The sequence below is a fragment of the Streptomyces sp. NPDC001770 genome (assembly GCF_053596135.1).
In genome coordinates this window covers 23,502-46,355 of sequence record NZ_JBSFFN010000019.1, presented here as the reverse complement: position 1 = coordinate 46,355, position 22,854 = coordinate 23,502, and the positions used below count along the sequence as shown (strand labels likewise).

General features: G+C 71.2%; 23 protein-coding genes. 16 read left to right on the top strand and 7 right to left on the bottom strand.

The features are described 5' to 3' along the window. Positions 1 to 77: 77 nt before the first annotated feature. The 4 genes from dop to prcA all read left to right on the top strand — a co-directional run bounded on the left by dop (position 78) and on the right by prcA (position 3,941). The gene (gene dop, locus ACWCSV_RS18520) at positions 78 to 1,589 is read left to right on the top strand and encodes a depupylase/deamidase Dop (protein WP_451143407.1); all 1,512 of its coding nucleotides are present in this window, start codon (positions 78 to 80) and stop codon (positions 1,587 to 1,589) included. A gap of 128 nt (positions 1,590 to 1,717) precedes the next feature. Continuing rightward, positions 1,718 to 1,936 (top strand): ubiquitin-like protein Pup, encoded by a 219-nt coding sequence (locus tag ACWCSV_RS18515; protein ID WP_451143405.1) that lies wholly within the window; start codon positions 1,718 to 1,720, stop codon positions 1,934 to 1,936. Positions 1,937 to 2,248: 312 nt separating this feature from the next. Continuing rightward, on the top strand, positions 2,249 to 3,097 hold the full coding sequence (prcB, locus tag ACWCSV_RS18510) for a proteasome subunit beta (protein WP_450772488.1): 849 nt from the start codon (positions 2,249 to 2,251) through the stop codon (positions 3,095 to 3,097). Positions 3,098 to 3,161: 64 nt separating this feature from the next. Further along, on the top strand, positions 3,162 to 3,941 hold the full coding sequence (gene prcA / locus ACWCSV_RS18505; protein ID WP_451143403.1) for a proteasome subunit alpha: 780 nt from the start codon (positions 3,162 to 3,164) through the stop codon (positions 3,939 to 3,941). A 68-nt stretch (positions 3,942 to 4,009) separates the two neighbouring features. On the opposite strand, the gene ACWCSV_RS18500 is transcribed toward prcA, so the two are convergent. Beyond that, a complete protein-coding gene (locus tag ACWCSV_RS18500; RefSeq protein ID WP_451143401.1) occupies positions 4,010 to 5,041 on the bottom strand; it encodes a LacI family DNA-binding transcriptional regulator in 1,032 nt (343 codons plus the stop codon). Between the two features lie 164 nt (positions 5,042 to 5,205). Here ACWCSV_RS18500 and ACWCSV_RS18495 point away from each other — a divergent pair, with 164 nt between their 5' ends. The 12 genes from ACWCSV_RS18495 to ACWCSV_RS18440 all read left to right on the top strand — a co-directional run bounded on the left by ACWCSV_RS18495 (position 5,206) and on the right by ACWCSV_RS18440 (position 17,537). Next, positions 5,206 to 6,468 carry an MFS transporter gene (locus tag ACWCSV_RS18495; RefSeq protein ID WP_451143399.1) on the top strand — a complete coding sequence of 421 codons (1,263 nt, stop codon included), beginning with the start codon at positions 5,206 to 5,208 and terminating at the stop codon, positions 6,466 to 6,468. 9 nt (positions 6,469 to 6,477) lie between these two features. Beyond that, on the top strand, positions 6,478 to 7,839 hold the full coding sequence (gene pafA, locus ACWCSV_RS18490) for a Pup--protein ligase (protein WP_266702607.1): 1,362 nt from the start codon (positions 6,478 to 6,480) through the stop codon (positions 7,837 to 7,839). A gap of 290 nt (positions 7,840 to 8,129) precedes the next feature. Continuing rightward, positions 8,130 to 9,068, top strand: coding sequence for an FKBP-type peptidyl-prolyl cis-trans isomerase (locus ACWCSV_RS18485; protein WP_451143397.1), 939 nt, complete (start codon positions 8,130 to 8,132; stop codon positions 9,066 to 9,068). 45 nt (positions 9,069 to 9,113) lie between these two features. Next, positions 9,114 to 9,485, top strand: a complete 372-nt coding sequence (locus ACWCSV_RS18480) for an FKBP-type peptidyl-prolyl cis-trans isomerase (RefSeq protein WP_451143395.1) — start codon at positions 9,114 to 9,116, stop codon at positions 9,483 to 9,485. 225 nt (positions 9,486 to 9,710) lie between these two features. Continuing rightward, complete coding sequence (locus ACWCSV_RS18475) at positions 9,711 to 10,664, top strand: helix-turn-helix transcriptional regulator (protein WP_451143393.1); 954 nt, start codon at positions 9,711 to 9,713, stop codon at positions 10,662 to 10,664. Between the two features lie 21 nt (positions 10,665 to 10,685). Next, complete coding sequence (locus ACWCSV_RS18470; protein WP_451143391.1) at positions 10,686 to 11,642, top strand: helix-turn-helix transcriptional regulator; 957 nt, start codon at positions 10,686 to 10,688, stop codon at positions 11,640 to 11,642. A 35-nt stretch (positions 11,643 to 11,677) separates the two neighbouring features. Then, positions 11,678 to 11,941 carry a CpXC domain-containing protein gene (locus tag ACWCSV_RS18465; protein ID WP_390964980.1) on the top strand — a complete coding sequence of 88 codons (264 nt, stop codon included), beginning with the start codon at positions 11,678 to 11,680 and terminating at the stop codon, positions 11,939 to 11,941. Positions 11,942 to 11,976: 35 nt separating this feature from the next. Continuing rightward, complete coding sequence (locus ACWCSV_RS18460; RefSeq protein ID WP_387371924.1) at positions 11,977 to 12,174, top strand: hypothetical protein; 198 nt, start codon at positions 11,977 to 11,979, stop codon at positions 12,172 to 12,174. 240 nt (positions 12,175 to 12,414) lie between these two features. Then, positions 12,415 to 12,708, top strand: coding sequence for a Sec-independent protein translocase subunit TatA (gene tatA, locus ACWCSV_RS18455; RefSeq protein ID WP_327174832.1), 294 nt, complete (start codon positions 12,415 to 12,417; stop codon positions 12,706 to 12,708). A gap of 49 nt (positions 12,709 to 12,757) precedes the next feature. Beyond that, complete coding sequence (gene tatC / locus ACWCSV_RS18450) at positions 12,758 to 13,723, top strand: twin-arginine translocase subunit TatC (protein ID WP_451143389.1); 966 nt, start codon at positions 12,758 to 12,760, stop codon at positions 13,721 to 13,723. Between the two features lie 18 nt (positions 13,724 to 13,741). Then, positions 13,742 to 14,632, top strand: coding sequence for a diacylglycerol kinase (locus ACWCSV_RS18445; protein WP_451143387.1), 891 nt, complete (start codon positions 13,742 to 13,744; stop codon positions 14,630 to 14,632). 76 nt (positions 14,633 to 14,708) lie between these two features. After that, the gene (locus ACWCSV_RS18440; RefSeq protein ID WP_451143385.1) at positions 14,709 to 17,537 is read left to right on the top strand and encodes a DEAD/DEAH box helicase; all 2,829 of its coding nucleotides are present in this window, start codon (positions 14,709 to 14,711) and stop codon (positions 17,535 to 17,537) included. Between the two features lie 89 nt (positions 17,538 to 17,626). Here the strand turns inward: ACWCSV_RS18440 and ACWCSV_RS18435 are convergent, their stop codons facing one another. The 6 genes from ACWCSV_RS18435 to ACWCSV_RS18410 all read right to left on the bottom strand — a co-directional run bounded on the left by ACWCSV_RS18435 (position 17,627) and on the right by ACWCSV_RS18410 (position 22,747). Further along, positions 17,627 to 18,076, bottom strand: a complete 450-nt coding sequence (locus ACWCSV_RS18435; protein WP_451143383.1) for a spore-associated protein — start codon at positions 18,074 to 18,076, stop codon at positions 17,627 to 17,629. 88 nt (positions 18,077 to 18,164) lie between these two features. Then, positions 18,165 to 18,347 carry a hypothetical protein gene (locus ACWCSV_RS18430; protein ID WP_451143381.1) on the bottom strand — a complete coding sequence of 61 codons (183 nt, stop codon included), beginning with the start codon at positions 18,345 to 18,347 and terminating at the stop codon, positions 18,165 to 18,167. A gap of 654 nt (positions 18,348 to 19,001) precedes the next feature. After that, positions 19,002 to 20,105 carry an LLM class flavin-dependent oxidoreductase gene (locus tag ACWCSV_RS18425; RefSeq protein ID WP_451143379.1) on the bottom strand — a complete coding sequence of 368 codons (1,104 nt, stop codon included), beginning with the start codon at positions 20,103 to 20,105 and terminating at the stop codon, positions 19,002 to 19,004. 183 nt (positions 20,106 to 20,288) lie between these two features. Next, positions 20,289 to 21,296, bottom strand: coding sequence for an ADP-ribosylglycohydrolase family protein (locus tag ACWCSV_RS18420; protein ID WP_451143377.1), 1,008 nt, complete (start codon positions 21,294 to 21,296; stop codon positions 20,289 to 20,291). 32 nt (positions 21,297 to 21,328) lie between these two features. Beyond that, the gene (locus tag ACWCSV_RS18415) at positions 21,329 to 21,850 is read right to left on the bottom strand and encodes an SPW repeat protein (RefSeq protein WP_451143375.1); all 522 of its coding nucleotides are present in this window, start codon (positions 21,848 to 21,850) and stop codon (positions 21,329 to 21,331) included. A gap of 249 nt (positions 21,851 to 22,099) precedes the next feature. Next, positions 22,100 to 22,747, bottom strand: coding sequence for a fasciclin domain-containing protein (locus tag ACWCSV_RS18410; RefSeq protein ID WP_327174824.1), 648 nt, complete (start codon positions 22,745 to 22,747; stop codon positions 22,100 to 22,102). Positions 22,748 to 22,854: the final 107 nt, after the last annotated feature.

The following is a 22,854-nucleotide window of genomic DNA, read 5'->3' as shown; positions in this document are numbered from 1 at the left end:
GACCGCGCACGCAATCGGACCAGCAGCGGTACTTGAGCGCCGTTCCCGAGGGGACGACGCCGGGCAAGGAGGGCCGCATGACCGTACGGCGAGTAATGGGCATCGAGACGGAGTACGGAATCTCCGTCCCCGGCCACCCCAACGCCAATGCCATGCTCACCTCGTCCCAGATCGTCAACGCCTACGCGGCGGCGATGCACCGGGCGCGCCGCGCCCGCTGGGACTTCGAGGAGGAGAATCCGCTGCGGGACGCGCGAGGCTTCGACCTCGCCCGCGAGACCGCCGACTCCAGCCAGCTCACCGACGAGGACATCGGTCTGGCCAACGTCATCCTGACCAACGGCGCCCGCCTCTACGTGGACCACGCGCACCCCGAGTACAGCTCCCCGGAGATCACCAACCCGCGTGACGCGGTCCTCTGGGACAAGGCCGGCGAGCGCATCATGGCCGAGGCCGCCGAACTGGCCGCCGCCATTCCCGGCGCCCAGCCGATCCACCTCTACAAGAACAACACCGACAACAAGGGCGCCTCCTACGGCACGCACGAGAACTACCTGATGAGACGGGACACCCCCTTCTCGGACATCGTGCGCCACCTGACTCCGTTCTTCGTCAGCCGCCAGGTCGTCACCGGGGCGGGCCGGGTCGGGATCGGGCAGGACGGCCGCGACCACGGCTTCCAGCTCAGCCAGCGCGCCGACTACTTCGAGGTGGAGGTGGGGCTGGAGACGACGCTCAAGCGCCCCATCATCAACACCCGGGACGAGCCGCACTCCGACGCGGAGAAGTACCGCAGGCTGCACGTCATCATCGGAGACGCCAATCTCTCCGAGATCTCGACCTATCTGAAGCTCGGCACCACCGCCCTGGTCCTCTCGATGATCGAGGACGGGTTCATCAACGTGGACCTCGCCGTCGACCAGCCCGTACGGACCCTCCACCAGGTCTCGCACGACCCGTCCCTCCAGCATCTGATCACGCTCCGCAGCGGCCGCACACTCACCGCGGTGCAGCTCCAGATGGAGTACTTCGAGCTGGCCCGCAAGTACGTCGAGGAGAGGTACGGCGCCGACGCCGACGAGCAGACCCGGGACGTCCTGCTGCGCTGGGAGGACACCCTCAACCGTCTGGAGAACGACCCGATGAGCCTGTCGGGGGAACTGGACTGGGTGGCCAAGCGGGCCCTCATGGACGGCTACCGGCGCCGGGACGCCCTGGAGTGGGACGCCCCCCGCCTGCACCTGGTGGACCTCCAGTACGCCGACGTACGGGCCGACAAGGGGCTCTACAACCGCCTCGTGGCCGGCGGGCGGATGAAACGCCTGCTGGGGGAGGACGAGGTGGCCAGGGCGCGTACGAAGCCCCCGGAGGACACCCGGGCCTATTTCCGGGGCCGCTGCCTGGACCAGTACGCGGACGACGTGGCCGCCGCCTCCTGGGACTCGGTCATCTTCGACCTGCCCGGCCATGACTCTCTGCAACGGGTGCCCACCATGGAGCCGCTGCGCGGGACGCGGGAGCACGTCAAGAACCTCCTGGACCGCTGCCGCACGGCGGAAGAGCTGGTCCGGGTGCTGTCCGGCGGCTGAACGGGCCGCCGGAGGGGAATGATCGGGACAGGGCCCGGACGTTGGAAAAGTACCGGGCCGATGTCGGACCCCGTGGGTAGGGTCTGATCAAGAGCTTCGAATGCTTCGAACCGAGCGGGGTGAGCTAGATGGCGACCAAGGACACCGGCGGCGGACAGCAGAAGGCGACGCACTCCACCGAGGAGACCGAGGAGCAGACGCAGGAAGCGCAGGCTTCGGAGGACCTCAAGGAGCGCCAGGAGAAGCTGAGCGACGACGTCGACTCGGTCCTGGACGAGATCGACGACGTCCTGGAGGAGAACGCCGAGGACTTCGTGCGCAGCTTCGTACAGAAGGGCGGGGAGTAGTCCGCGGACACCGGTTCCGCGCGCCGGTCACCGGCGGTGAGCGGGCGCCGGGCGCCCTGACCCGGCGGACCGGCTCCTCGGACGCGCGCCGCCGCTGACCGGGAGGTCACCGGCGGCCGTGAGGCCGTCGCGGGGGAGGCGGCCGGGGCGACGCACAGCTCCGCCGGCCGCTTCCCCCGTACAGGTGGATCACCGCCACCGGGCGGGTAGGGTCCGTGACGTACGGTGCTTCAACCGCACACCGGCCATCGGCGCATCGGGCGTCCGTCCCGACCCCGGCGGGCCGTCGCATGCATACCTGGAGGGAAACGCGTGGAAGCCAACACTCGTCACACCGGGCGTCTACCAGCTGCGTTCCTGACGCCGGGTTCGTCCTCGTTCATGGACTTCCTGTCCGACCACGCACCCGCGATGCTCCCGGGCAACCGGAACCTCCCTCCTCTCAAGGGAGCCGTCGAGGCGCCGCACGGGACGACCATCGTCGCGGCCTCGTTCCCCGGCGGCGTGGTGCTCGCCGGTGACCGGCGGGCGACCATGGGCAACATGATCGCCCAGCGCGACATCGAGAAGGTGTTCCCCGCCGACGAGTACTCCGCCGTCGGCATCGCGGGCACCGCGGGACTCGCGGTGGAGATGGTCAAGCTCTTCCAGCTGGAGCTGGAGCACTTCGAGAAGGTCGAGGGCGCACAGCTCTCCCTGGAGGGCAAGGCCAACCGCCTCTCCACGATGATCCGCGGCAACCTGGCGATGGCCATGCAGGGACTCGCGGTCGTCCCCCTCTTCGCCGGCTACGACGTCGACAAGGGCCGGGGCAGGATCTTCTCCTACGACGTCACCGGCGGCCGCTCCGAGGAGCACGCCGGATACGCCTCCACCGGCTCCGGCTCGCTCTTCGCCCGGGGCTCCATGAAGAAGCTCTACCGCGAGGACCTGACGGAGTCCCAGGCGCTCACCCTGGTCGTGCAGGCCCTGTACGACGCCGCGGACGACGACTCCGCGACCGGCGGCCCCGACGTGGCGCGCCGCATCTACCCGATCGTCACCGTCATCACCGACGAGGGCTTCCGCCGGCTGTCGGACGGGGAGTCCTCCGCGATCGCCCGCGAGATCCTGGAGCGCCGCCTCGAACACCCCGACGGCCCGCGCGCGGCTCTGCTCTGATCCGGCCCGGGGTTCCGGGGATTTCGAGATGCACTCGTCACTGACAGAAAGGGACGGATAGCCGGTGTCGACGCCGTTCTATGTCTCACCCCAGCAGGCCATGGCCGACCGGGCGGAATACGCCCGCAAAGGCATCGCCCGCGGTCGCAGCCTGGTAGTGCTGCAGTACGCCGACGGCATTGTGTTCGTCGGCGAGAACCCGTCCCGCGCGCTGCACAAGTTCAGCGAGATCTACGACCGGATCGGCTTCGCCGCCGCCGGCAAGTACAACGAGTACGAGAACCTCCGCATCGGCGGGGTGCGCTACGCCGATCTCCGCGGATACACCTACGACCGCGACGACGTGACGGCCCGTGGGCTGGCCAACGTCTACGCCCAGACGCTCGGCACCATCTTCTCCAGCGCGGCCGAGAAGCCGTACGAGGTGGAGCTGGTCGTCGCCGAGGTCGGCGCCGAGCCCGAGGGCGACCAGATCTACCGGCTGCCGCACGACGGCTCGATCGTGGACGAACACGGTTCGGTCGCGGTCGGCGGGAACGCCGAGCAGATCAGCACCTTCCTCGACCAGCGGCACCGCGACGGCATGACGCTCGCCGAGGCGCTCAAGCTCGCCGTGCAGGCGCTCTCCCGCGACCCCAACGGCAGCGAGCGGGAGATCCCCGCGGAGCGGCTCGAGGTCGCGGTGCTGGACCGGACCCGTCCCCAGCAGCGCAAGTTCAAGCGGATCGTCGGACGGCAGCTCGCGCGGCTGCTGGAGGCCGACGGCGCCGCGGCGACCACGCCCACGGACGCACCGTCCGACACGGAGGAGTCCGAGGGGACGGGCGGATCCGCCGAGGAGTAGTCCCGGGCGGTCGACGTGACGACGGTGCCCGGGTCTCGTCCGCCGGACGAGACCCGGGCACCGCCATGTCACCGGCCCGCCGGCGGCGGGGCGGTGGAACCGCGCACCACCAGTTCCACCGGCAGGCTGCCGGTGCGGGCGGGGCGCCCGTCCAGCACGGCGAGCAGGGCCGCCATGCCCCGCTCGCCCACCTGCTCCGCGGGGAGCGCCACCGTGGTCAGCTCCGGCTCCACCGCGGTGGCGAGCGCCAGGTCGTCGAAGCCCGACACGGACAGATCGTCGGGCACCCGCAGGCCCAGGCGCCGTGCGGCCTTGCAGGCGCCCGCCGCCAGCACGTCCCCGTCGCAGACCAGCGCGGTCGGCCGGGGCCCCGGCCCGGTCAGCGCCGCCTCGGCCGCCCGCAGCCCGCCGGAGACCTCCAGCGGTGAGGCGACCGTACGCAGCGAGGTGCCGGGTACGGCCGCGAGCGTCTCGCGCAGGGCGCGGGCGCGCACCGCGAAGGTCCATGAGTCGACGGCGGCGGCCACGTGCGTGAACCGGCGGTGGCCGAGCGCGAGCAGGTGCTCCGCGACCTGGCGCATCCCGTCCGCGATGTCGAGGTTCACCCGGGCCGCCGCGCCCGTCCCCGACGGGTCGCTGTCCAGCATCACCAGCGGCAGCTCCGTACCGCCCAGTGCCCCGAGGGCCTCGGTCGCCATCGACGAGGCGATCACCCCGTCGAGTGCCGCGCGGGCACTGGCGAAGGGGTCCTTCGCCGGTCCGGTGCCGTCGGGCGACGGATAGAGCACCACGCCGAAGTCGTGGTCCGCGGCGACCGAGGCGGCACCCGTGTAGACCCGGGCGAAGAACTCGTGGGTGAGCGCGGGCACCACCAGCAGCGCGGTCCTGGTCCGGCCCAGGCGCAGGCTACGGGCGGCGAGGTTGGGCCGGTAGCCGAGTTCGCGCGCGCCGGCCCGGACCCGCTCGGCGGTCGCTTCCGACACCCGGCCGGGCCACTTGCCGCCCAGCACCAGGGAGACCGTCGCCTGCGACACCCCCGCGACCCGCGCCACGTCCCGGCTGGTGGGGCGGGCCGGGGCCGGCTGGGACGGGCTGCTCACTGGGGCCTCCGTGCGGGTGGTGGCGGTGCCGGCCGATCGGTTCCGGCCAGGCGGCCGGTGCCGCGCGGTGGACCGGCGGACTGCGCACATGGTACGTATGAGCCTCGAAGTTATACGTAAAACCTCGGGCGTGCGCGGGCCCGCACCGGGGGAGAGGGGCGGGAATGGCCGCGGGATATCTGGACATCCTCCGGGAGCGGCACGCGGCCCGGCTGCTCACCGGAACCCTGGTGGGGCGGCTGCCGAACGGCATCGCCCCGATCGCGATCGTGCTCTTCACCCGGGCCGAGGGCGGCAGCTACTCGCTGGCCGGCGGGCTCGCCGCCGCGTACGGCCTCGCCACGGCGGTCGGGCAGCCGCTCCTCGGCCGCGCGGTGGACCTGTACGGCCAGCCGCGTGTGCAGCTCCCGGCGTCGGTCGTCTCCGCCCTCGGCATGGTGCTGCTGGCCCTCGCGGGCCTGGACCCGCTGCCGCTCGCCTATGCGGCGGTCATCGTCGCCGGGGTCGCCACCCCGCCCCTGGAGGGCGGACTGCGCGCCCTCTGGCCCTCCGTCCTCGGGCAGCGGGAGGAGCGGGTGCACCGCGCCTACGCCCTGGACGCGGTCGCCCAGGAGGTCATGTTCACCGCGGGGCCGCTGCTGGTGACCCTGCTGGTGTCGCTCTGGTCGCCCGCCGTGGCGCTCCTCGTCGTCAACGCCGCCGGGGTCCTCGGGGCGCTCTCGGTGGTCCTGTCCGAGCCCTCCCGAGCCTGGCGGTCCGCACCCCGCGAAGCCCACTGGCTCGGCGCCCTGCGCTCGCCCGGACTCCTCGCCCTCCTCGGCGCGCTCTTCTTCGTCGGGATCGCGCTCGGCTCGATCACCGTGGCGGGCGTCGCCTACGCCGACGACCAGGGCCGCGAGTCGGTGTACGGCTGGCTGATGGCGGCGCTCGGCCTCGGCGCGCTGGTCGGCGGCGCGGTGTACGGGGCCCGGCAGTGGGCCGGTGCGCCCGAGCGGCGGCTCCGCTCCCTCGTCGCCCTGCTCGCCCTCGGCTACCTGCCGCTGATGCTGACGCCCGGCGTGGTCGCGATGACGGCCCTCGCCGCCCTCGCCGGGGTGTTCCTCGCCCCGGCCATCGCCTGCTCGTTCATCGTGGTCGACCGGCACGCGCCCCGGGGCACCGTGACCGAGGCGTTCTCCTGGCTGGTGACGACCATCGGCGTGGGCGCGGCGGCCGGTACGGCCGTGGCCGGGCCCGCTGTCGAGCTGGGCGGGACGGCCTGGAGTTTCGCCGTCGCGGGGGCGGGCGGAGTCGCCGCGCTCATCGTTCTGCTGGCCACCGGAAAGGTCCTCGCAGTTCCCGCACGCACGCGCACCGTTGTGGCCGGATCGGAAAATGATCGAAACGGAGCTGTCGAACCCGGTTTCAGCTCACGCCGTAAGGCGTAATGTTCAGTCATGGACCGCCGCATTTTCGGGCTGGAGAACGAGTACGGCGTCACGTGCACGTTCAGGGGACAGCGCCGACTGTCACCTGACGAAGTGGCGCGCTACCTCTTCCGCCGTGTCGTGTCATGGGGCCGCAGCAGCAATGTCTTTCTGCGGAACGGCGCCCGCCTCTACCTCGACGTGGGTTCGCATCCGGAATACGCAACTCCCGAATGCGACAACCTCACCGAGCTTGTCACCCACGACAAGGCAGGCGAACGCATTCTGGAAGGTCTGCTCGTCGACGCCGAACGCCGCCTGCACGAGGAAGGAATCGCGGGCGACGTCTATCTCTTCAAGAACAACACCGACTCAGCGGGCAACTCCTACGGCTGCCACGAGAACTACCTCGTGGCCCGGCACGGGGAATTCTCCCGGCTCGCGGACATCCTCATTCCGTTCCTCGTCACGAGGCAGCTGATCTGCGGCGCGGGCAAGGTCCTGCAGACCCCGCGCGGAGCGGTCTACTGCGTGAGCCAGCGTGCCGAGCACATCTGGGAGGGCGTCAGCTCCGCCACCACGCGCTCCCGTCCGATCATCAACACCCGCGACGAACCGCACGCGGACGCCGAGCGCTACCGCCGCCTGCACGTCATCGTCGGCGACTCGAACATGTCCGAGACGACCATGCTGCTCAAGGTCGGCGCCACCGACCTCGTGCTCCGCATGATCGAGGCGGGCACGGTGATGCGCGACCTGACGCTGGAGAACCCGATCCGGGCCATCCGCGAGGTCAGCCACGACACGACCGGCCGGCGCAAGGTGCGTCTGGCCAGCGGCCGCGAGGCGTCGGCCATCGAGATCCAGCGCGAGTACTACGACAAGGCGGTCGACTTCGTCGAGCGCCGGGGCATCCGCACCGGCACCGTCGACCAGGTCCTCGAACTCTGGGGCCGCACCCTGGACGCGATCGAGGCGGAGGACCTCGACAAGATCGCCACCGAGATCGACTGGGTCATGAAGTACAAGCTCATCGAGCGGTACCGGGCCAAGCACAACATGACCATGTCGCACCCGAGGGTCGCTCAGATAGACCTCGCCTACCACGACATCCACCGGCGCCGGGGTCTGTACTACCTCCTGGAGCGCAAGGGCCAGGCCACCCGCATCTGCAACGACCTGAAGATCTTCGAGGGCAAGTCCGTGCCCCCGCAGACCACCCGGGCACGGCTGCGCGGGGACTTCATCAAGCGGGCCCAGGAGCAGCGGCGGGACTTCACCGTCGACTGGGTCCACCTCAAGCTCAACGACCAGGCGCAGCGCACGGTGTTGTGCAAGGACCCGTTCCGGTCCGTCGACGACCGGGTGGAGAAGCTGATCGCGGGCATGTGAGGTCCCGTGCGCGCCGCCTGCCGGGCCGGCGCGCGGAGTGAGCGTCACCGCGCCGCCGGGCGCGGACGGACAGGCCCCGGAACACCCGTTCCGGGGCCTGTCCGTGTGTCCGTGCCCATGGGGGCCTGTGCGTTCGAACACCACGCCGCACGGAGCGCCCGACGGTCGCACGCACGGGGGAGACGACCGGCCGGGCCGCGGCGCGGGGCGTCACGAACCGGCTCCGCGCCGTGCTGAGGCCGTAAGGTGTCCGGGACCCATGACTGTGTCGTCTGAGATCTGAGGAACCAGTGCGCCGACTTGCCGGCCTTCTCGTCGTCCCCCTCCTGCTGCTCTCCGCAGCGGCCTGCGGCAGCGACGACAAGGCCTCCGACTCCGCTTCGTCCGAGACCGGCGTGCCCGCGATCACCGCGGGTGCCAAGTTCGGTGAGAAACCCACTATCGCCAAGGGCGAGGGCGACCCGCCCAAGGAGCTGAAGACCACGGTCATCAGTGAGGGCGACGGCGCCGCGCTGAAGAACGGCGACGCGGTCCAGGTCAACTACCTCGGCCAGGCCTGGGACTCCACGAAGCCCTTCGACAACAGCTTCGACCGCAAGAGCCCGTTCGACCTGACCCTGGGCGCCGGCATGGTCATCCAGGGCTGGGACAAGGGGCTCGTCGGTCAGAAGGTCGGCAGCCGTGTCCAGCTCGTCATCCCGCCGGACCTCGGCTACGGCGCGCAGGGGCAGGGCGACATCAAGCCCAACGCGACCCTCGTCTTCGTCATCGACGTCGTCAAGGCCACCCAGATCCCGACGTCCGCCGAGGGAACCAAGGTCGCCCAGAACGACGCCGCGCTGCCGAAGGTCGGGACCAACACCGACGGCAAGGCGCCCAGCGTCACCATCCCGAAGAGCGACCCGCCCGCCAAGCTCTCCTCCACCTACGTGCTGGAGTCCGACGGTGCGGTCATCAAGGACACCGACAGCGTCGTGGTGAACTACGTGGGGCTGCTGTGGAAGGACGGAAAGACGTTCGACAGCACCTACGAACAGGGGAAGACGCAGACCTTCCCGCTGGAGCAGGTGACCCTCAAGGGCCTCAAGAACGGTCTGGTCGGCAAGAAGATCGGCAGCCGGGTCCTCCTGGTCATCCCGCCGGACCAGGCCTTCGGCGACACCGCGCAGCAGTCGATTCCCGCCAAGTCCACCCTGGTGTTCGCGGTGGACCTCCTGACGAAGATGTAAGACTGTCCCGGTTGCGCAGTTCATCTTTTCTGAGGAGCAGTTTCAGTGAGCATCGAGAAGCCCGAGGTCGACTTCCCGGGTGGCGAGGCGCCGAAGGACCTTGAGATCAAGGAGATCTGGGAGGGTGACGGCGCCGTCGCCGAGGACGGCGACAACGTCTCCGTCCACTACGTGGGCGTGTCCTTCTCCACCGGTGAAGAGTTCGACTCCTCGTGGAACCGCGGTACGCCGCTCCAGTTCGAGCTCGGCTCCGGCATGGTCATCAAGGGCTGGGACCAGGGCGTCAAGGGCATGAAGGTGGGCGGCCGCCGCCAGCTGATCATCCCGGCGCACCTCGCCTACGGCGACCGCGGCGCCGGCCGTGCCATCGGGCCGGGCGAGACGCTGATCTTCGTCTGCGACCTCGTCGCCGTCTGATCATCCGGTCGTCGGGCGGCTGGATCATCCAGCCGCCCGATCCTCTGGCCGGACAGCGCCCCTGGCGCCGTCCGCCGGGATCACGCCTCCCCCGCGGAGGTCCGGGAGGGCCCGTGCCGTTCGGCACGGGCCCTCCCGCCGTCCGTCCGGGGCACGTGTGTTTTTGCCGGGACCCCCGGGGGCGGTACGGTCGAGCGTCGTAGCGCATGGAGAGAAAGGGCGTCGATGGCGATTGCCAAGGCCGAGCGGCTGATGAACCTCGCGCTGTGCCTGCTGGGCACACGGCGTCCGCTCAGCAAGCGTGAGCTGCGGGGCTCCATCGAGGCGTACCTCGAAGCCGGAACGGACGACTCCTTCAACCGCATGTTCGAGCGCGACAAGGACGATCTGCGCGAACTCGGCCTCGTCATCGAGACCGTCGAGGGACTCGACGGCGACATCGGCTACCTCGCCCGCCGGGACAGCAACCGGCTCCCTCCGATCACCCTCAGCGCGGAGGAGGCGGCGGCCCTGGAGATCGCCGCCAAGGTGTGGCAGCAGGCCCGCCTCGCCGGAGCGGCCAGCGGCGCGCTGCAGAAGCTCCGCGCCGCCGGAATGCCCGAGGCCGAGGACACGTACGAGGTACCGAGCGCCCTCGAGCCGCGCATCCCCGTGCACGAAGCCGCCTTCGAACCGCTGATGCTCGCCTGCCGCGACCGGCGCCCGGTCACCTTCGACTACCGCAAGGGCAACTCCGCCCACGCCGAACAGCGCCAGGTCGAGCCCTGGGGGCTGGAGTGCTGGCGCGGCCACTGGTACCTGGCCGGCTGGGACCGCGAGCGGGGCGCCGAGCGCGTGTTCCGCCTCTCGCGCATCACCGGCAGGGTCCGCTCCCGCGCCGGAGTCTTCACCGCGGCCATCCCCGACGTGGTCACCGTCCGGGAGACCGTGGAGAGCTGGGCCGGCGAGACCGCCACCCGTACCGCCCGGATCAGGCTGCGCACCGGCGCCGGCTTCCCGCTGCGCTCCCGCGCGGTCTCGACGCGGGACCTCGGCGACGGCTGGGACGAGATGGAGATCCCGTACGGGCACGGGCTGGACGCCTGGCTCGTCGAGTTCGGACCGGACGTCGTCGTGCTCGAACCCGCCGATCTGCGGGCCGATGTGGTCGACCGGCTGCGCGCCGTGGCCAAGGACTGAAGGACTGAGGGGGAAGCCACCATGGCCACGAACGCGATCGACCAGACCCGGCGGATGCTCTCCCTGGTGACCTATCTGCGCGAGCGCCCCGGCGCCCATGTGCAGGACGTCGCCCGGGCCTTCGGCATCACCGAGGACGAGCTCATCTCCGACCTCGACGTGCTGCCCATGTGCGGGACCAGCTTCCGCGGCGGCGACCTGCTCGACATCGACACCGACGGCGACCGGATCTGGTGGCACAACCCGGACGACGTCGCCGAGCCGCTGCGGCTCGCCGCCGACGAGGCCACCGCGCTGCTGGTCGCCGCGCGTGCCGTCGCCACCCTGCCCGGGCTGCGCGAGAGCGACCGGCTCGCGCTCGTCCGGGCCACCGCCAAGCTGGAGACCGCCGCAGGGGAGACCGGTGCGGCCAGCTCCCGGCTCTCGGTGACCTTCGAGTCGGAGGGCGGCGTCTTCGCCGAGGTCGACCGGGCCATCTCCGAGCGCAGACGGCTCTGGCTCCGCTACTACTCGCCCGCCCGCGACCAGCTCACCGAGCGCGAGGTGGACCCGATCCGGCTCTTCGCCGTGGGCCACACCTACCTGGAGGGCTGGTGCCGGCTCTCCGAGGACCGGCGCACCTTCCGCCTCGACCGGGTCGCGGAGATCAAGCTGCTCGACGCCCCGGCGGCACCCCCGGAACTGGAGCTCCGGGACCTCTCGGAGGGGCTCGTGCAGCCGGCCGCCGAGGACCCGGAAGTGGTGATCGAGGTCGGCGCCGGCGGCCGCTGGGTCGCCGAGTACTACCCGCACGACCGTGCCGAGGAGCGCCCCGACGGCGGTCTGCGGATCACCCTGCGCACCCCGGACCCGGCCTCCCTGCGGAGGCTGGCGCTCCGCCTCGGCGGCGAGGGCCGCATCGTCTCGCCCCCCGAGCTCGCCGACAGCGCCCGCCGGGCCGCCGCCGAAGCGCTCGCCGCCTACGACGGTGTGGGGTGACGATGACCGGAACACAGGACGGCACGATGACCCGGATGTCCCGCGCGACGGGCGACGCGGCCCGGCTCGCGGCGGCACGCGCCGTCCGGTTCAGGGCGGGCTGCCCCGACTGCCGTACGCGGTTCGAGCTCGGCGCCGAGGCGCTGCGCCTGGCGATCGGGGCGGGCCCCCGCACCACCTTCTACTCCTTCACCTGCCCCGAGTGCGGCTCGGCCGTGCGCAAGCCCGCCGGGGAGCGCATCGTCGAACTCCTCACCGGTGGCGGCGTACGGACGCTGCGGTTGCACACCGCCCCCTGAAGGCCGTCCCGTTTCCCCGAAAGAGGATCCGCCGCATGTTCTGGCCCATGCTCGCCATCGCCCTGGGATTCCTGGGGATCGCCGTCCTCGGCGTTCTCGCCGTCCGGGTCTTCCTGGAAGTCCGGCGGCTCGGCCGTCAGGTGGCGACCACCTCGGAGCGGATCAACCGGGCCGCCCAGGACCTGGAGCGGGCCGCGACCCGTCTCGCCTCCACGGCCGACGTGCTCCGTTGAAGGCCGTTCCGCAGACGTTGACCGGAACCGCGCCCTCTGGAAATCCCGGACCGCGCGGTACCCTGCTGAAGTCGGCCCAGGCAGGAGGCGTGGTCCGGAACCGCGCGTATACGCAGGCATTGCCTCGCGTTTACTCCTGCGGGTTACGATCGCTGCCAGCTGACGGGTCGGACACCTGTCCGACTGATCGGGTAGTGAGCCCGCTCCTCCAGTCACCCCAGTGAGAAGGAAGTCGCACACATGATCGGCAATCTGAAGCCCCTAGAGATCGTTCTGATCATCGCCGTCATCCTGCTGCTCTTCGGTGCCAAGAAGCTTCCGGACATGGCGCGTTCGCTCGGCAAGTCGGCCCGCATCCTCAAGAGCGAGGCCAAGGCGATGAAGCGCGACGACGCCGAGCCCGCCACCCCGGCCGCCGAGACGGTCGCGGACCCCGCGCCGCAGGCCGCCGCCACCCGTACCATCCAGGCCGCCCCGGGCGATGTCACCAGCTCCCGCCCCGTCGCCGAGCCCAAGCCCACCACCCAGAGCTGACAGCTGTTCCGTTCCACCGACGGCTGCCGCACGAGACGAGGGAAGTGGGTTGCTCAAGTCTGCCCGCAAGCAGGAGAAGAACGACGAGGGGCGGATGCCCCTCCTCGATCACCTGCGTGAGCTGCGTAACCGGCTTCTGAAGGCCGTTCTGGCCATTGTCGTGGTGACCATCGTCGCCGCCTTCTTCCAGAAGGACATCTACGACTTCCTTCTGAGGCCGATCCTCTCGTCGGTCGGCTGCAAGGACGGCGTGGTCACCGCGGTCAACGGCAAGCCGTGCGCGTTGCTGAAGACCGACACCCTGATGGCGCCGTTCACCAACGCCCTCAAGGTCGCTCTGATGTCCGGCGTGCTTCTCGCCACGCCGGTCTGGCTCTACCAGCTCTGGGCCTTCGTGGCCCCGGGGCTGCACAAGAACGAGAAGCGGTACGCCTACGGCTTCGCCGTCCTCGGCGCCCCGCTCTTCCTGGCCGGCGGCTACCTCGCCTACCTGATCCTGCCGCAGACCGCGCAGATCATGCTCGGCTTCAGCCCGGACAGTGTGCAGAACCAGATCGGGCTCGACAGCTACCTCGACCTGCTGACCCGCATGATCGTGGTCTTCGGCCTGGCCTTCGAGCTTCCGCTGCTCCTCGTCGCGCTGAACCTCACCGGGATCGTCACCGGTAAGCGGATGCTCGGCTGGTGGCGCGGGATGATCGTCGGCCTCACCGCCTTCGCCGCCATCGCCACCCCGGGCGGCGAGCCCCTGTCGATGCTGCTGCTGGCCGGCCCGCTGGCCGTCCTGTACTTCTTCGCGACCGGCTTCTCGCTCCTGAACGACAAGCGCCGCAACCGCGGCAACCCCGACGCCGACCTCGACGACGACGAGGCCTCGGAGCTCGATCTCACTCCCGAACGCATCGACACCGTGGAGAGCGTGTCCGCGGGCCGGGCCACCCTTCCCGGGCAGGCGTCGGGCGAGCAGGACGGTGCCGGATCGCACCATCTCAACGGTTACGACGACATCACCTGACCTTGTAGGGTCCGGCGGGTGACCAGCGAGATCACCCTCTTCGTCAATCCCACCGCGGGCAGCGGCCGGGGCGCGCACGCCGCGCGGCCGGCCGCTTCCGCGTTGCGGGACGCCGGATTCTCCGTACGGACCGTGCTCGGCGAGGACGCGGAGGACGCCCTGGGCCGGGCGCGGGAGGCGGTGGCCTCGGGCACCGGTGCGCTGATCGCGGTGGGCGGCGACGGCATGGTCTCCCTCGCGCTGCAGGCGGTGGCCGGTACCCGGACCCCCCTCGGGGTGGTCGCCGTGGGCACCGGCAACGACTTCGCCCGGACTCTCGGGCTGCCGGTGCGCGACCCTCTGGCTGCCGGACGGCTGGCCGCCGGTGCCCTGAAGCAGGACCGGATACGCACCCTCGACCTCGGGCGGGCCGGCGACCGGTGGTTCGGCACCGTCCTGGCGTCCGGCTTCGACTCCCGGGTCAACGACCGGGGCAACCGGATGCGCCTGATCCCCGGCCGGTTCAAGTACGACCTGGCGATCCTCGCCGAGCTGGCCTCCTTCCGGCCGGTCCCGTACCGGATACGGCTGGACGGCGGGGCCGTCCGGGAGGTCGAGGCGACCCTGGTCGCCGTCGGCAACGGGACCTCCTACGGGGGCGGCATGCGGATCTGCGCGGACGCCGTCATGGACGACGGGCTCTTCGACGTGACCGTCGTCGGCGACTGCAGCCGTACCACCCTGCTGAAGGTCTTCCCGCGGGTCTACCGGGGCACCCACCTCACCCACCCCGTGGTCACCGTCCACCGCGCGGCCTCCGTCGAGCTGGCCGCCGCCTCCACCACCGCCTACGCCGACGGGGAGCCCCTGGGAGCGCTCCCGGTGACGGCGGTGTGCGTACCGGGCGCCGTACGGGTCCTCACCGGCTGAGCGCGGACCCCGGCCGGGGCGGCCGGAAAAAAGGGCGCATGGACTGTCGGAGGTGGCGGGTAGGCTCGTCGACAAGATGACAGAGGACCTCTCACCAGCCGAGCGCTACCACGCCTCCCGCCTCCGCCAGGCCGAGATGGCCACGGCGCTGTGGCCCTTCCGCGAGATGTACGAGTTCGAACTCGACCCCTTCCAGATCGAGGCCTGCAAGGCACTGGAAGCGGGCAAGGGCGTGCTGGTCGCGGCCCCGACCGGTTCGGGCAAGACGATCGTCGGCGAGTTCGCGGTGCACCTCGCCCTGGAGCAGGGGCGCAAGTGCTTCTACACCACGCCGATCAAGGCGCTCTCCAACCAGAAGTTCGCCGACCTGGTCAAGCGCTACGGCGCCGACAAGGTCGGCCTGCTGACCGGTGACAACAGCGTCAACTCCGAGGCGCCGGTGGTCGTGATGACCACCGAGGTCCTGCGGAACATGCTGTACGCGGGCTCCCAGTCCCTCAACGGCCTCGGATACGTCGTGATGGACGAGGTGCACTACCTCTCCGACCGCTTCCGGGGCGCGGTCTGGGAGGAAGTGATCATCCACCTGCCCGAGTCCGTGACGCTGGTCTCGCTCTCCGCGACCGTCTCCAACGCCGAGGAGTTCGGCGACTGGCTGGACACCGTACGCGGGGACACCGAGGTCATCGTCTCCGAGGAGCGGCCGGTGCCGCTCTGGCAGCACGTGCTGGCCGGGCGCCGGATGTACGACCTCTTCGAGGAGGAGACCGACCACGGAGGCAGGGGCTCCGCCCGCCGCGAGACCAACCCCGACCTGATCCGGCTCGCCCGCATGGAGAGCCAGGGCGGGTACAACCCGCGCGACCGCCGGCGCGGCAAGATGGTGCGCGAGGCGGACCGCGAGCGGGAGCGCCGCCAGCGCAGCCGGATCTGGACGCCGTCGCGCCCCGAGGTGATCGACCGGCTGGACGCCGAGGGGCTGCTGCCCGCCATCACCTTCATCTTCAGCCGGGCCGGCTGCGAGGCGGCCGTGCAGCAGTGCCTCGCCGCCGGGCTGCGGCTCAACGACGAGGACAAGCGCAGCCTGGTGCGGGAGATCGTCGAGGAGCGGACCGCCTCCATCCCCGCCGAGGACCTGCACGTCCTCGGGTACTACGAATGGCTCGAAGGCCTGGAGCGGGGCATCGCCGCGCACCACGCGGGCATGCTGCCGACCTTCAAGGAGGTCGTGGAGGAGCTCTTCGTCCGCGGTCTCGTCAAGGCCGTCTTCGCCACCGAGACCCTCGCGCTCGGCATCAACATGCCGGCGCGTTCGGTGGTGCTGGAGAAGCTCGTCAAGTGGAACGGCGAGCAGCACGCGGACATCACACCCGGCGAGTACACCCAGCTCACCGGGCGCGCGGGACGCCGCGGTATCGATGTCGAGGGCCACGCCGTGGTGCTCTGGCAGCGCGGCATGGACCCGGGCGCGCTGGCCGGGCTCGCGGGGACGCGTACGTACCCGCTCCGCTCCAGCTTCCGCCCGTCGTACAACATGGCGGTCAACCTGGTGCAGCAGTTCGGGCGGCACCGCTCGCGCGAACTGCTGGAGACCTCCTTCGCGCAGTTCCAGGCGGACCGCTCGGTCGTCGGTATCTCCCGCCAGGTCCAGCGGAACGAAGAGGGACTGGAGGGGTACCGCGAGGGCATGACCTGCCACCTCGGGGACTTCGAGGAGTACGCCCGCCTGCGGCGGGACCTCAAGGACCGCGAGACCGACCTCGCCAGGCAGGGTGCCTCGCAGCGCCGTGCCGCCGCCGCCTCCTCCCTGGAGAAGCTCAAGCCGGGCGACATCATCCACGTGCCGACCGGCAAGTTCGCCGGCCTCGCGCTGGTGCTGGACCCCGGAATCCCCGCCGGGCGGGCCAACGGCCACCGCGGATTCGACCAGCACGACGGTCCGCGCCCGCTGGTGCTCACCGCGGAGCGCCAGGTGAAGCGGCTGGCGTCGATGGACTTCCCGGTGCCGGTGGAGGCCGTGGAGCGGATGCGGGTACCCAAGACGTTCAACCCCCGCTCGCCCCAGTCCCGCCGCGATCTCGCCTCCGCCCTGCGGACCAAGGCGGGGCACATCGTGCCGGACCGTCACCGCAAGGGGCGCGCCGCCGCGGCCGACGACCGGGAGATCGCCCGCCTGCGCACCGAGCTGCGGGCCCACCCGTGCCACGGCTGCGACGAGCGCGAGGACCACGCGCGCTGGGCGGAGCGGTACCACCGCCTCAAGCGCGACACCCGGCAGCTGGAGAACCGCATCGAGGGACGGACGAACACCATCGCCCGCACCTTCGACCGGATCGTGGCCCTGCTGACCGAGCTGGACTACCTGCGCGCCAACGAGGTCACCGAGCACGGCCGACGGCTGGCCCGGCTCTACGGCGAGCTCGACCTGCTGGCCAGCGAGTGCCTGCGGGACGGGGTCTGGGAAGGCCTCAACCCCGCCGAACTCGCGGCCTGCGTCTCGGCGCTGGTGTACGAGGCGCGTCAGGCGGACGACGCGGTGGCGCCCAAGCTGCCGTCCGGCCCCGCGAAGACCGCCATGGCCGAGATGGTCCGCATCTGGGGACGGCTCGACGCCCTGGAGGAGGACTTCAAGATCAACCAGACCGAGGGGGTCGGCCAGCGCGAGCCCGACCTCGGCTTCGCCTGGGCGGTCTACATGTGGGCCTCCGGCCGCACCCTGGACGAGGTGCTGCGCGAGGCCGAGATGCCGGCCGGCGACTTCGTCCGCTGGTGCAAGCAGGTCATCGACGTGCTCGGACAGGTGGCCGCCGCGGCCCCGCGCGAGGGCAGCACGGTGGCGAAGAACGCCCGCAAGGCCGTCGACGGAGTACTGCGTGGCGTGGTCGCGTACAGCTCGGTGGGCTGAGACGCGGCACCTACGAAGGGCGGGCCCGGGAGCGTGATGCTCCCGGGCCCGTTCCCTCATGTCCTCGTGTGCGCTCCCGCCGGCCGTGGTCAGCGGACGGTAGTGGTCCGCTGCTCCCGCAGGGCCGCGCAGTTGGAGTTGTCCACCGACACGTACACGTTGTCGATGTTGCCGCCCCAGCTCACGCAGTGGCCCTTGCCGTAGACGCGGGCCGGACCCGCGTACGAGGTGTAGTTCCCGTAGTCCTCGGCGTAGCCGTCGGTGTCCGACACGTAGATGTACGCGGACATGGCCTTCAGCGTGCCCGGGGTGCTGCGGATGGTCGCGACGCAGTTGTTGCCGTTCGCGGCGTTGTACGTGAGGTAGACGGTGCCCAGCGAACCGACGGGCGCCGAGTTCACGGTCTTGTAGGCGGTGCCGCAGACCCCCTGCGGCGTGACGTTGGGCGCGGCCTCGGCGGTGGCGGCGAGTGCCACCGTGCTGCCCGCCACGAGCGCGGTCAACGCCCCGACGGACGCGACAATGCGCGTGAATCCCATAATTTCCCCCTTGTGACGCTGGGAGCGTTTGCTCCCACTTGATGTGACCCTCCAGCGGCACGGATGGTTGCACGCGGATTTCGCGGAGTCACGAGGGGACCCTCCACGCTCCTCGGGTCGCCCGCTTCTCCGGCTTCTCCCGCGTCTCCAGCAGGGAGCGCCGGGCGGCCCGGGTGCGCAGAGCCCGGTAGCGGAGAGCGTCGTGCGGACTCGGGAGGCAGCGCCAGGGAAGGGCGTTCAGATAGCCGTCGACAGGGCGGAACTGTGCCACGGCCTCGCGGTACCGGCCCTTGGTGGACGAGGACGTAGCCCACCAGGTGGCGGACGCACGGCAGCCGGGGGATGACCGTCCGGGGCGGCGGCCATGTCCACCAGCGCGGCGTCGACCCGAACCTCGTCCTGGACGTGGCGTTCGCCCGCATCGCGCCCCGGAGCCTCCATGCGTACGCGATCCGGGCGCGTGCGCGGACCACCGCCGCGTCCGGGTCGAAGGGCCGGGCGGCCTCCCACGCCAGCAGCCACCCGTCCCCGTGGCCGGCCGCGACCCGGCCCAGCATCGCTGTACAGGGCGCGCCGCTCCCCGTCCTCGCCGGCCTCGGCGAGGAGCAGCGCCGCCGGCTCCCACTTCTGTCGCCGGGCCGCGGCGGTGGCCTTCTGCAACGCGGGTTCCGGGCCCGCCAGTCGGCGGGTCTGCCACCTCAACGGGAGGACGAAGAACCAGAACAGGCAGACGACCGCCACCGGGACCAGAAAGACACCGCGGATGACCCCAACACTCTCTGCGCGCAGGGAGACGGGACGACCCATGCCCCCTGTGGCGTGGGCGGGGTGAACCGTCGGTCCGACGGACCCGGCCGTCACGCCGAACGGTCATCGTGAGTGTGTTCTCCCGTCGTGGTGACGGCAGATGGACCCCGAACCCGGATCAGGCGGCCGACGTCCTCGCGGCGTCCCGCTTGGCGACTTCCTCGCGCACGATCGGGATCACGTGACGCCCGAAATCGATCGCGTCGTCGAGCAGGTCGTACCCCCGGGCCGACAGGATCTCGACCCCCAGGTCGTAGTAGTCCAGCAGGGCCTGCGCGACCGTCTCCGGAGTACCCACCAGCGCCGTGGAGTTGCCCGCGCCGCCCGTCTCGGCCGAGGTCGGCGTCCAGAGCGCGCGGTCGTGGCGCTCACCACGGTCCGCGACGGCGAGCAGCCGCTGCGAGCCCGCGTTCTGCGGGCTGACCAGCGGGTGTCGGCGGCTCGGCGGGCCGCCCGCCTTGCGGGCCTTGATCCGGTCGAGCGTCCGGTGCGCCTTCTCCCAGGCGAGCTCCTCGGTCGGAGCGATGATCGGGCGGAACGCCACCTGGATCCTCGGCACGTCGGTGCGCCCCGCCGCCTTCGCCGCCGCCTTGACCGAGGCGATCTGCTCGGCGGTCTCGGCAAGGGGCTCGCCCCAGAGGCAGAAGATGTCGGCCTCGGCGCCCCCGGCCGCGTACGCCGCCGGGGACGAACCCCCGAACGAGACCTGCGGGTGCGGCTGCTGGACGGGGAAGGTGTCGCTCACGAAGTCGTTGAACCGGTAGTGCGTGCCCTCGTGGTCGAACGGTTCGTGGGAGGTCCACGCCTTCTTGATGATCTGGATGGCCTCGCGGGTGCGGGCGTACCGCTCGTCCTTGGTGAGGAAGTCGCCCTCACGTTGCTGCTCGTGATCGTTGCCGCCGGTGATGAAGTGGACGGCGAGCCGGCCGTCGCTGATCCGGTCGAGCGTGGCGAAGGTCTTCGCGGCGAACGTCGGGTACGAGACGTTGGGCCGGTGCGCCACGAGGATCTGGAGCCGGTCCGTACGGGCGGCGATGAACGCGGCGGCCGGGGACGGGTCGGGGGAGCCGGAGCCGTACGCGAAGAGCACCCGGTCCCAGCCGTGGTCCTCGTGGGCGCGGGCCAGCTTGAGCGTGTACTCCTTGTCGAAGGACGCCCCCGAGCGGGGCGTCACTTCGGAACCTTCGTTGGTCGCGGCGATGCCGAGGAACTCTACGGGCATGGCGAAGCCTCATCTTCTGCTGCGGGTGGAACCGGCCGGACGGCGCGGTCCTGTCGTGCTGACGGAGAAACAGTCAGGGACGACAGGACGCCGACCACACGCGACCGAAGTCGATGTGGTCGCGGGTGACCAGCCGCAGCTGAGGGCGCATGGGCCCAGTGCACCAGCCCCGTCGGTCCGGCGTCAACGGGTGTCCGAACGGTGGGCACGGGATCCGCGGAACGGTCTCCAGCCGTCCAGGCGGAGGGCGAGGGCCGTCAAGTCGGCGGTACGCAGGACCCGTTCTCCGTGACCGGGCAGCGGCACGTGGAGCGGCTCGGTCCAGCGGGCGGGGATCGCGCCCATGCCGTGCACGGCGCCCGCGAGCGCGCCGGTCACGGCGGCCACCGTGTCGGTGTCCCCGCCGACATCGATCGCCGCCGCGAGCGCGGCCTCGAACGAGGGTGTCGTCCGCAGGGCCCACACGGCGGTGCCCAGGCAGGGCCACACCGCACCGTTGAACTCGGTCGCCAGGCCCGGGTGCCAGTCCGGGGCGAGCACCGCCGCCCAGCGGGCGCGCTGGTCCTCGCGGACCTCGGCGAGGGCGGCGGGCAGGGCTGCGGCGGGGTCGCCGCCGCCGAGCGCCACCCTGATGAGCTCGTGGAGGAGGGCGGTGCCCTCCCACGCGGCCGGGTCGCCGTGGGTCAGGGCCGCGATGCTGCGGGCCGCGTCCATCGTGGCGGCGCGGGCCCCGGCTTCGTCGCCGGGGCTCAGTCCTGCCGTACGGGCGAAGCGGACGGCCGAACCGGCCGCCCGCATCAGCGAGCCGTTGCCCGCCGCGCGGCCCTCGACCTGGAAGTGGAGTGCGGCGGCCAGATCCCAGGGATCGTCGCTCCGCAGGACGATCTCCGTCTGGATGCCGATGTCCTTGGGGCCGGCCGCCGCCCACCGCCGGAAACGGCCGAAGATGTCGGGAAGATCGAGTCCGTCCCGTTCCAGCAGGGACTCGGCGACGAGAACGGCCATCTGCGTGTCGTCGGTCGCCTCGCCCGGGTCCCAGCCGCCGCCCCCGCACATCGTGCCGGAGCCGTCCGGGAAGCGGGCCGACCAGACCCCGGCCGGCCCGAACTCGAAAGGTGCTCCGAGCGCGTCCCCGACCGCCGAGCCGACGACGGTGCCCACCACCCGGTCCTGCCTGCTTCCCCGCCCCATGGGGGCACCCTACGGCCCGCGTTCAGGGGGCGTCAGCCCCGGTGTCGCGGTGTTCCCCGTCCGCCGGCCGTCTTCGACCCGGCCCTGCCGCCCGTCGAGCCTCCGCTCTTCATGGAGGCGGCCGCGCAGATCAGTCCCAGGACCACGGCGAGTCCGCCGATGATGACGTTGTTCAGAACGACTCCGAGATCGGGGCCGCTGCCCACGATCCACGGCGCGACGATCATCCAGGCGCCCATCGCGCAGATCGCCCAGCTCAGGCCGTACATCCGGGACGGGGACGCGGTGATGCCGAGGCCCAGTACGGCGAGGGCGATACCGATGATCAGGTTGTGCTGCACCAGCGCGGGCTGGCTCGACGTGAAGTGGAGCACCCAGGGCGACACCGCGCAGTACAGGCCGAGGAGGAACACCGGCGCGTCCACGAGGGCGACGTCGCGGCCGCCGAGCGTGCGGTCGTACCGCTCGCGCATCTCCGGGAGGTCCGGGTGGTCGGCCATGTCGGCATGCGCTTCCGCACGGGTGCCGGCACGGGTGTGTGAGAGGTCGGACATGAGTCGTCTCCTTTACGGTCCCGTGGGCCCGCCCGCCACCGGCCCGATCCGGACGGAACGTCCGGGCGCGAGCGGTACCTCTTTCCCCATGGTGCGCTTATCCCCCATTTACGCGCCGGGGCCGGAGGCGGCCGACTGCGCAAAGCGCGGTGCGCGTGCGGATGCGGCCAACTGGCCCCGCACGCACAGGGTGTGCCGGGTGGCGGCACACCCTGTGCGTGTTCCGGGCCCGAGCGGGCCGGCCGCCGCCTACTGCGGCGGCATCAGGACCGAGTCGACGATGTAGACCGTGGCGTTGGCCGTCCGGACGTTGCCGCAGACGATCTTCGCGCTGTCGTTCACGGTGTACGTCATGTCCGAGCCGGACGTCGTCAGCTTGCCCTTCTCCAGGGTCGTGAAGGAGCCCTTCGACAGCTGCTTCGGGGCGATCTTCTCGCCGACCACGTGGTAGGTGAGGACCTTGGTCAGCTCCTCCTTGTTGGCGAGCAGCTTCTCCAGGTCGGCCTTCGGAACCTTGGCGAACGCCTCGTTGGTCGGCGCGAACACCGTGATGTTCTCCGCGCTGTTGAGCGTGTCCACCAGCCCCGCCGCCTTCACCGCGGTGACCAGGGTCGCGAGGTCCGGGTTGTTCGAAGCGGCGGTGGCGACCGGGTCCTGCGCCATGCCGTCGAAGGAACCGGCGCCGTTCTTCGGCACGGAGGAACAGGCGGGGCCGAAGGGCTGGTCGTCGGAGGGGGTCGAGGCGGCCGCCGACGCACTGGCCGAGCCCGCCTTGTCGGGGGCGGAGCCGGCGGCGGAGTCCTTGGTGTCCGTGGAGGAGCAGGACGTCAGGGCCAGCGGCAGTACGGCGGCGACCGAGACGGCGACGGCGAGACGGCGGAGGTGCAGGGCGTTCATGGTGTTTCTCCTGGTTCGGATGATGGTGCTGGTCCGGGCGGTCGATCGGTCGTGCGGCCCGGGCGGTTCGGTCGTGGAACTTGCTGAAGTCGCGAAAGCTTCTGGAG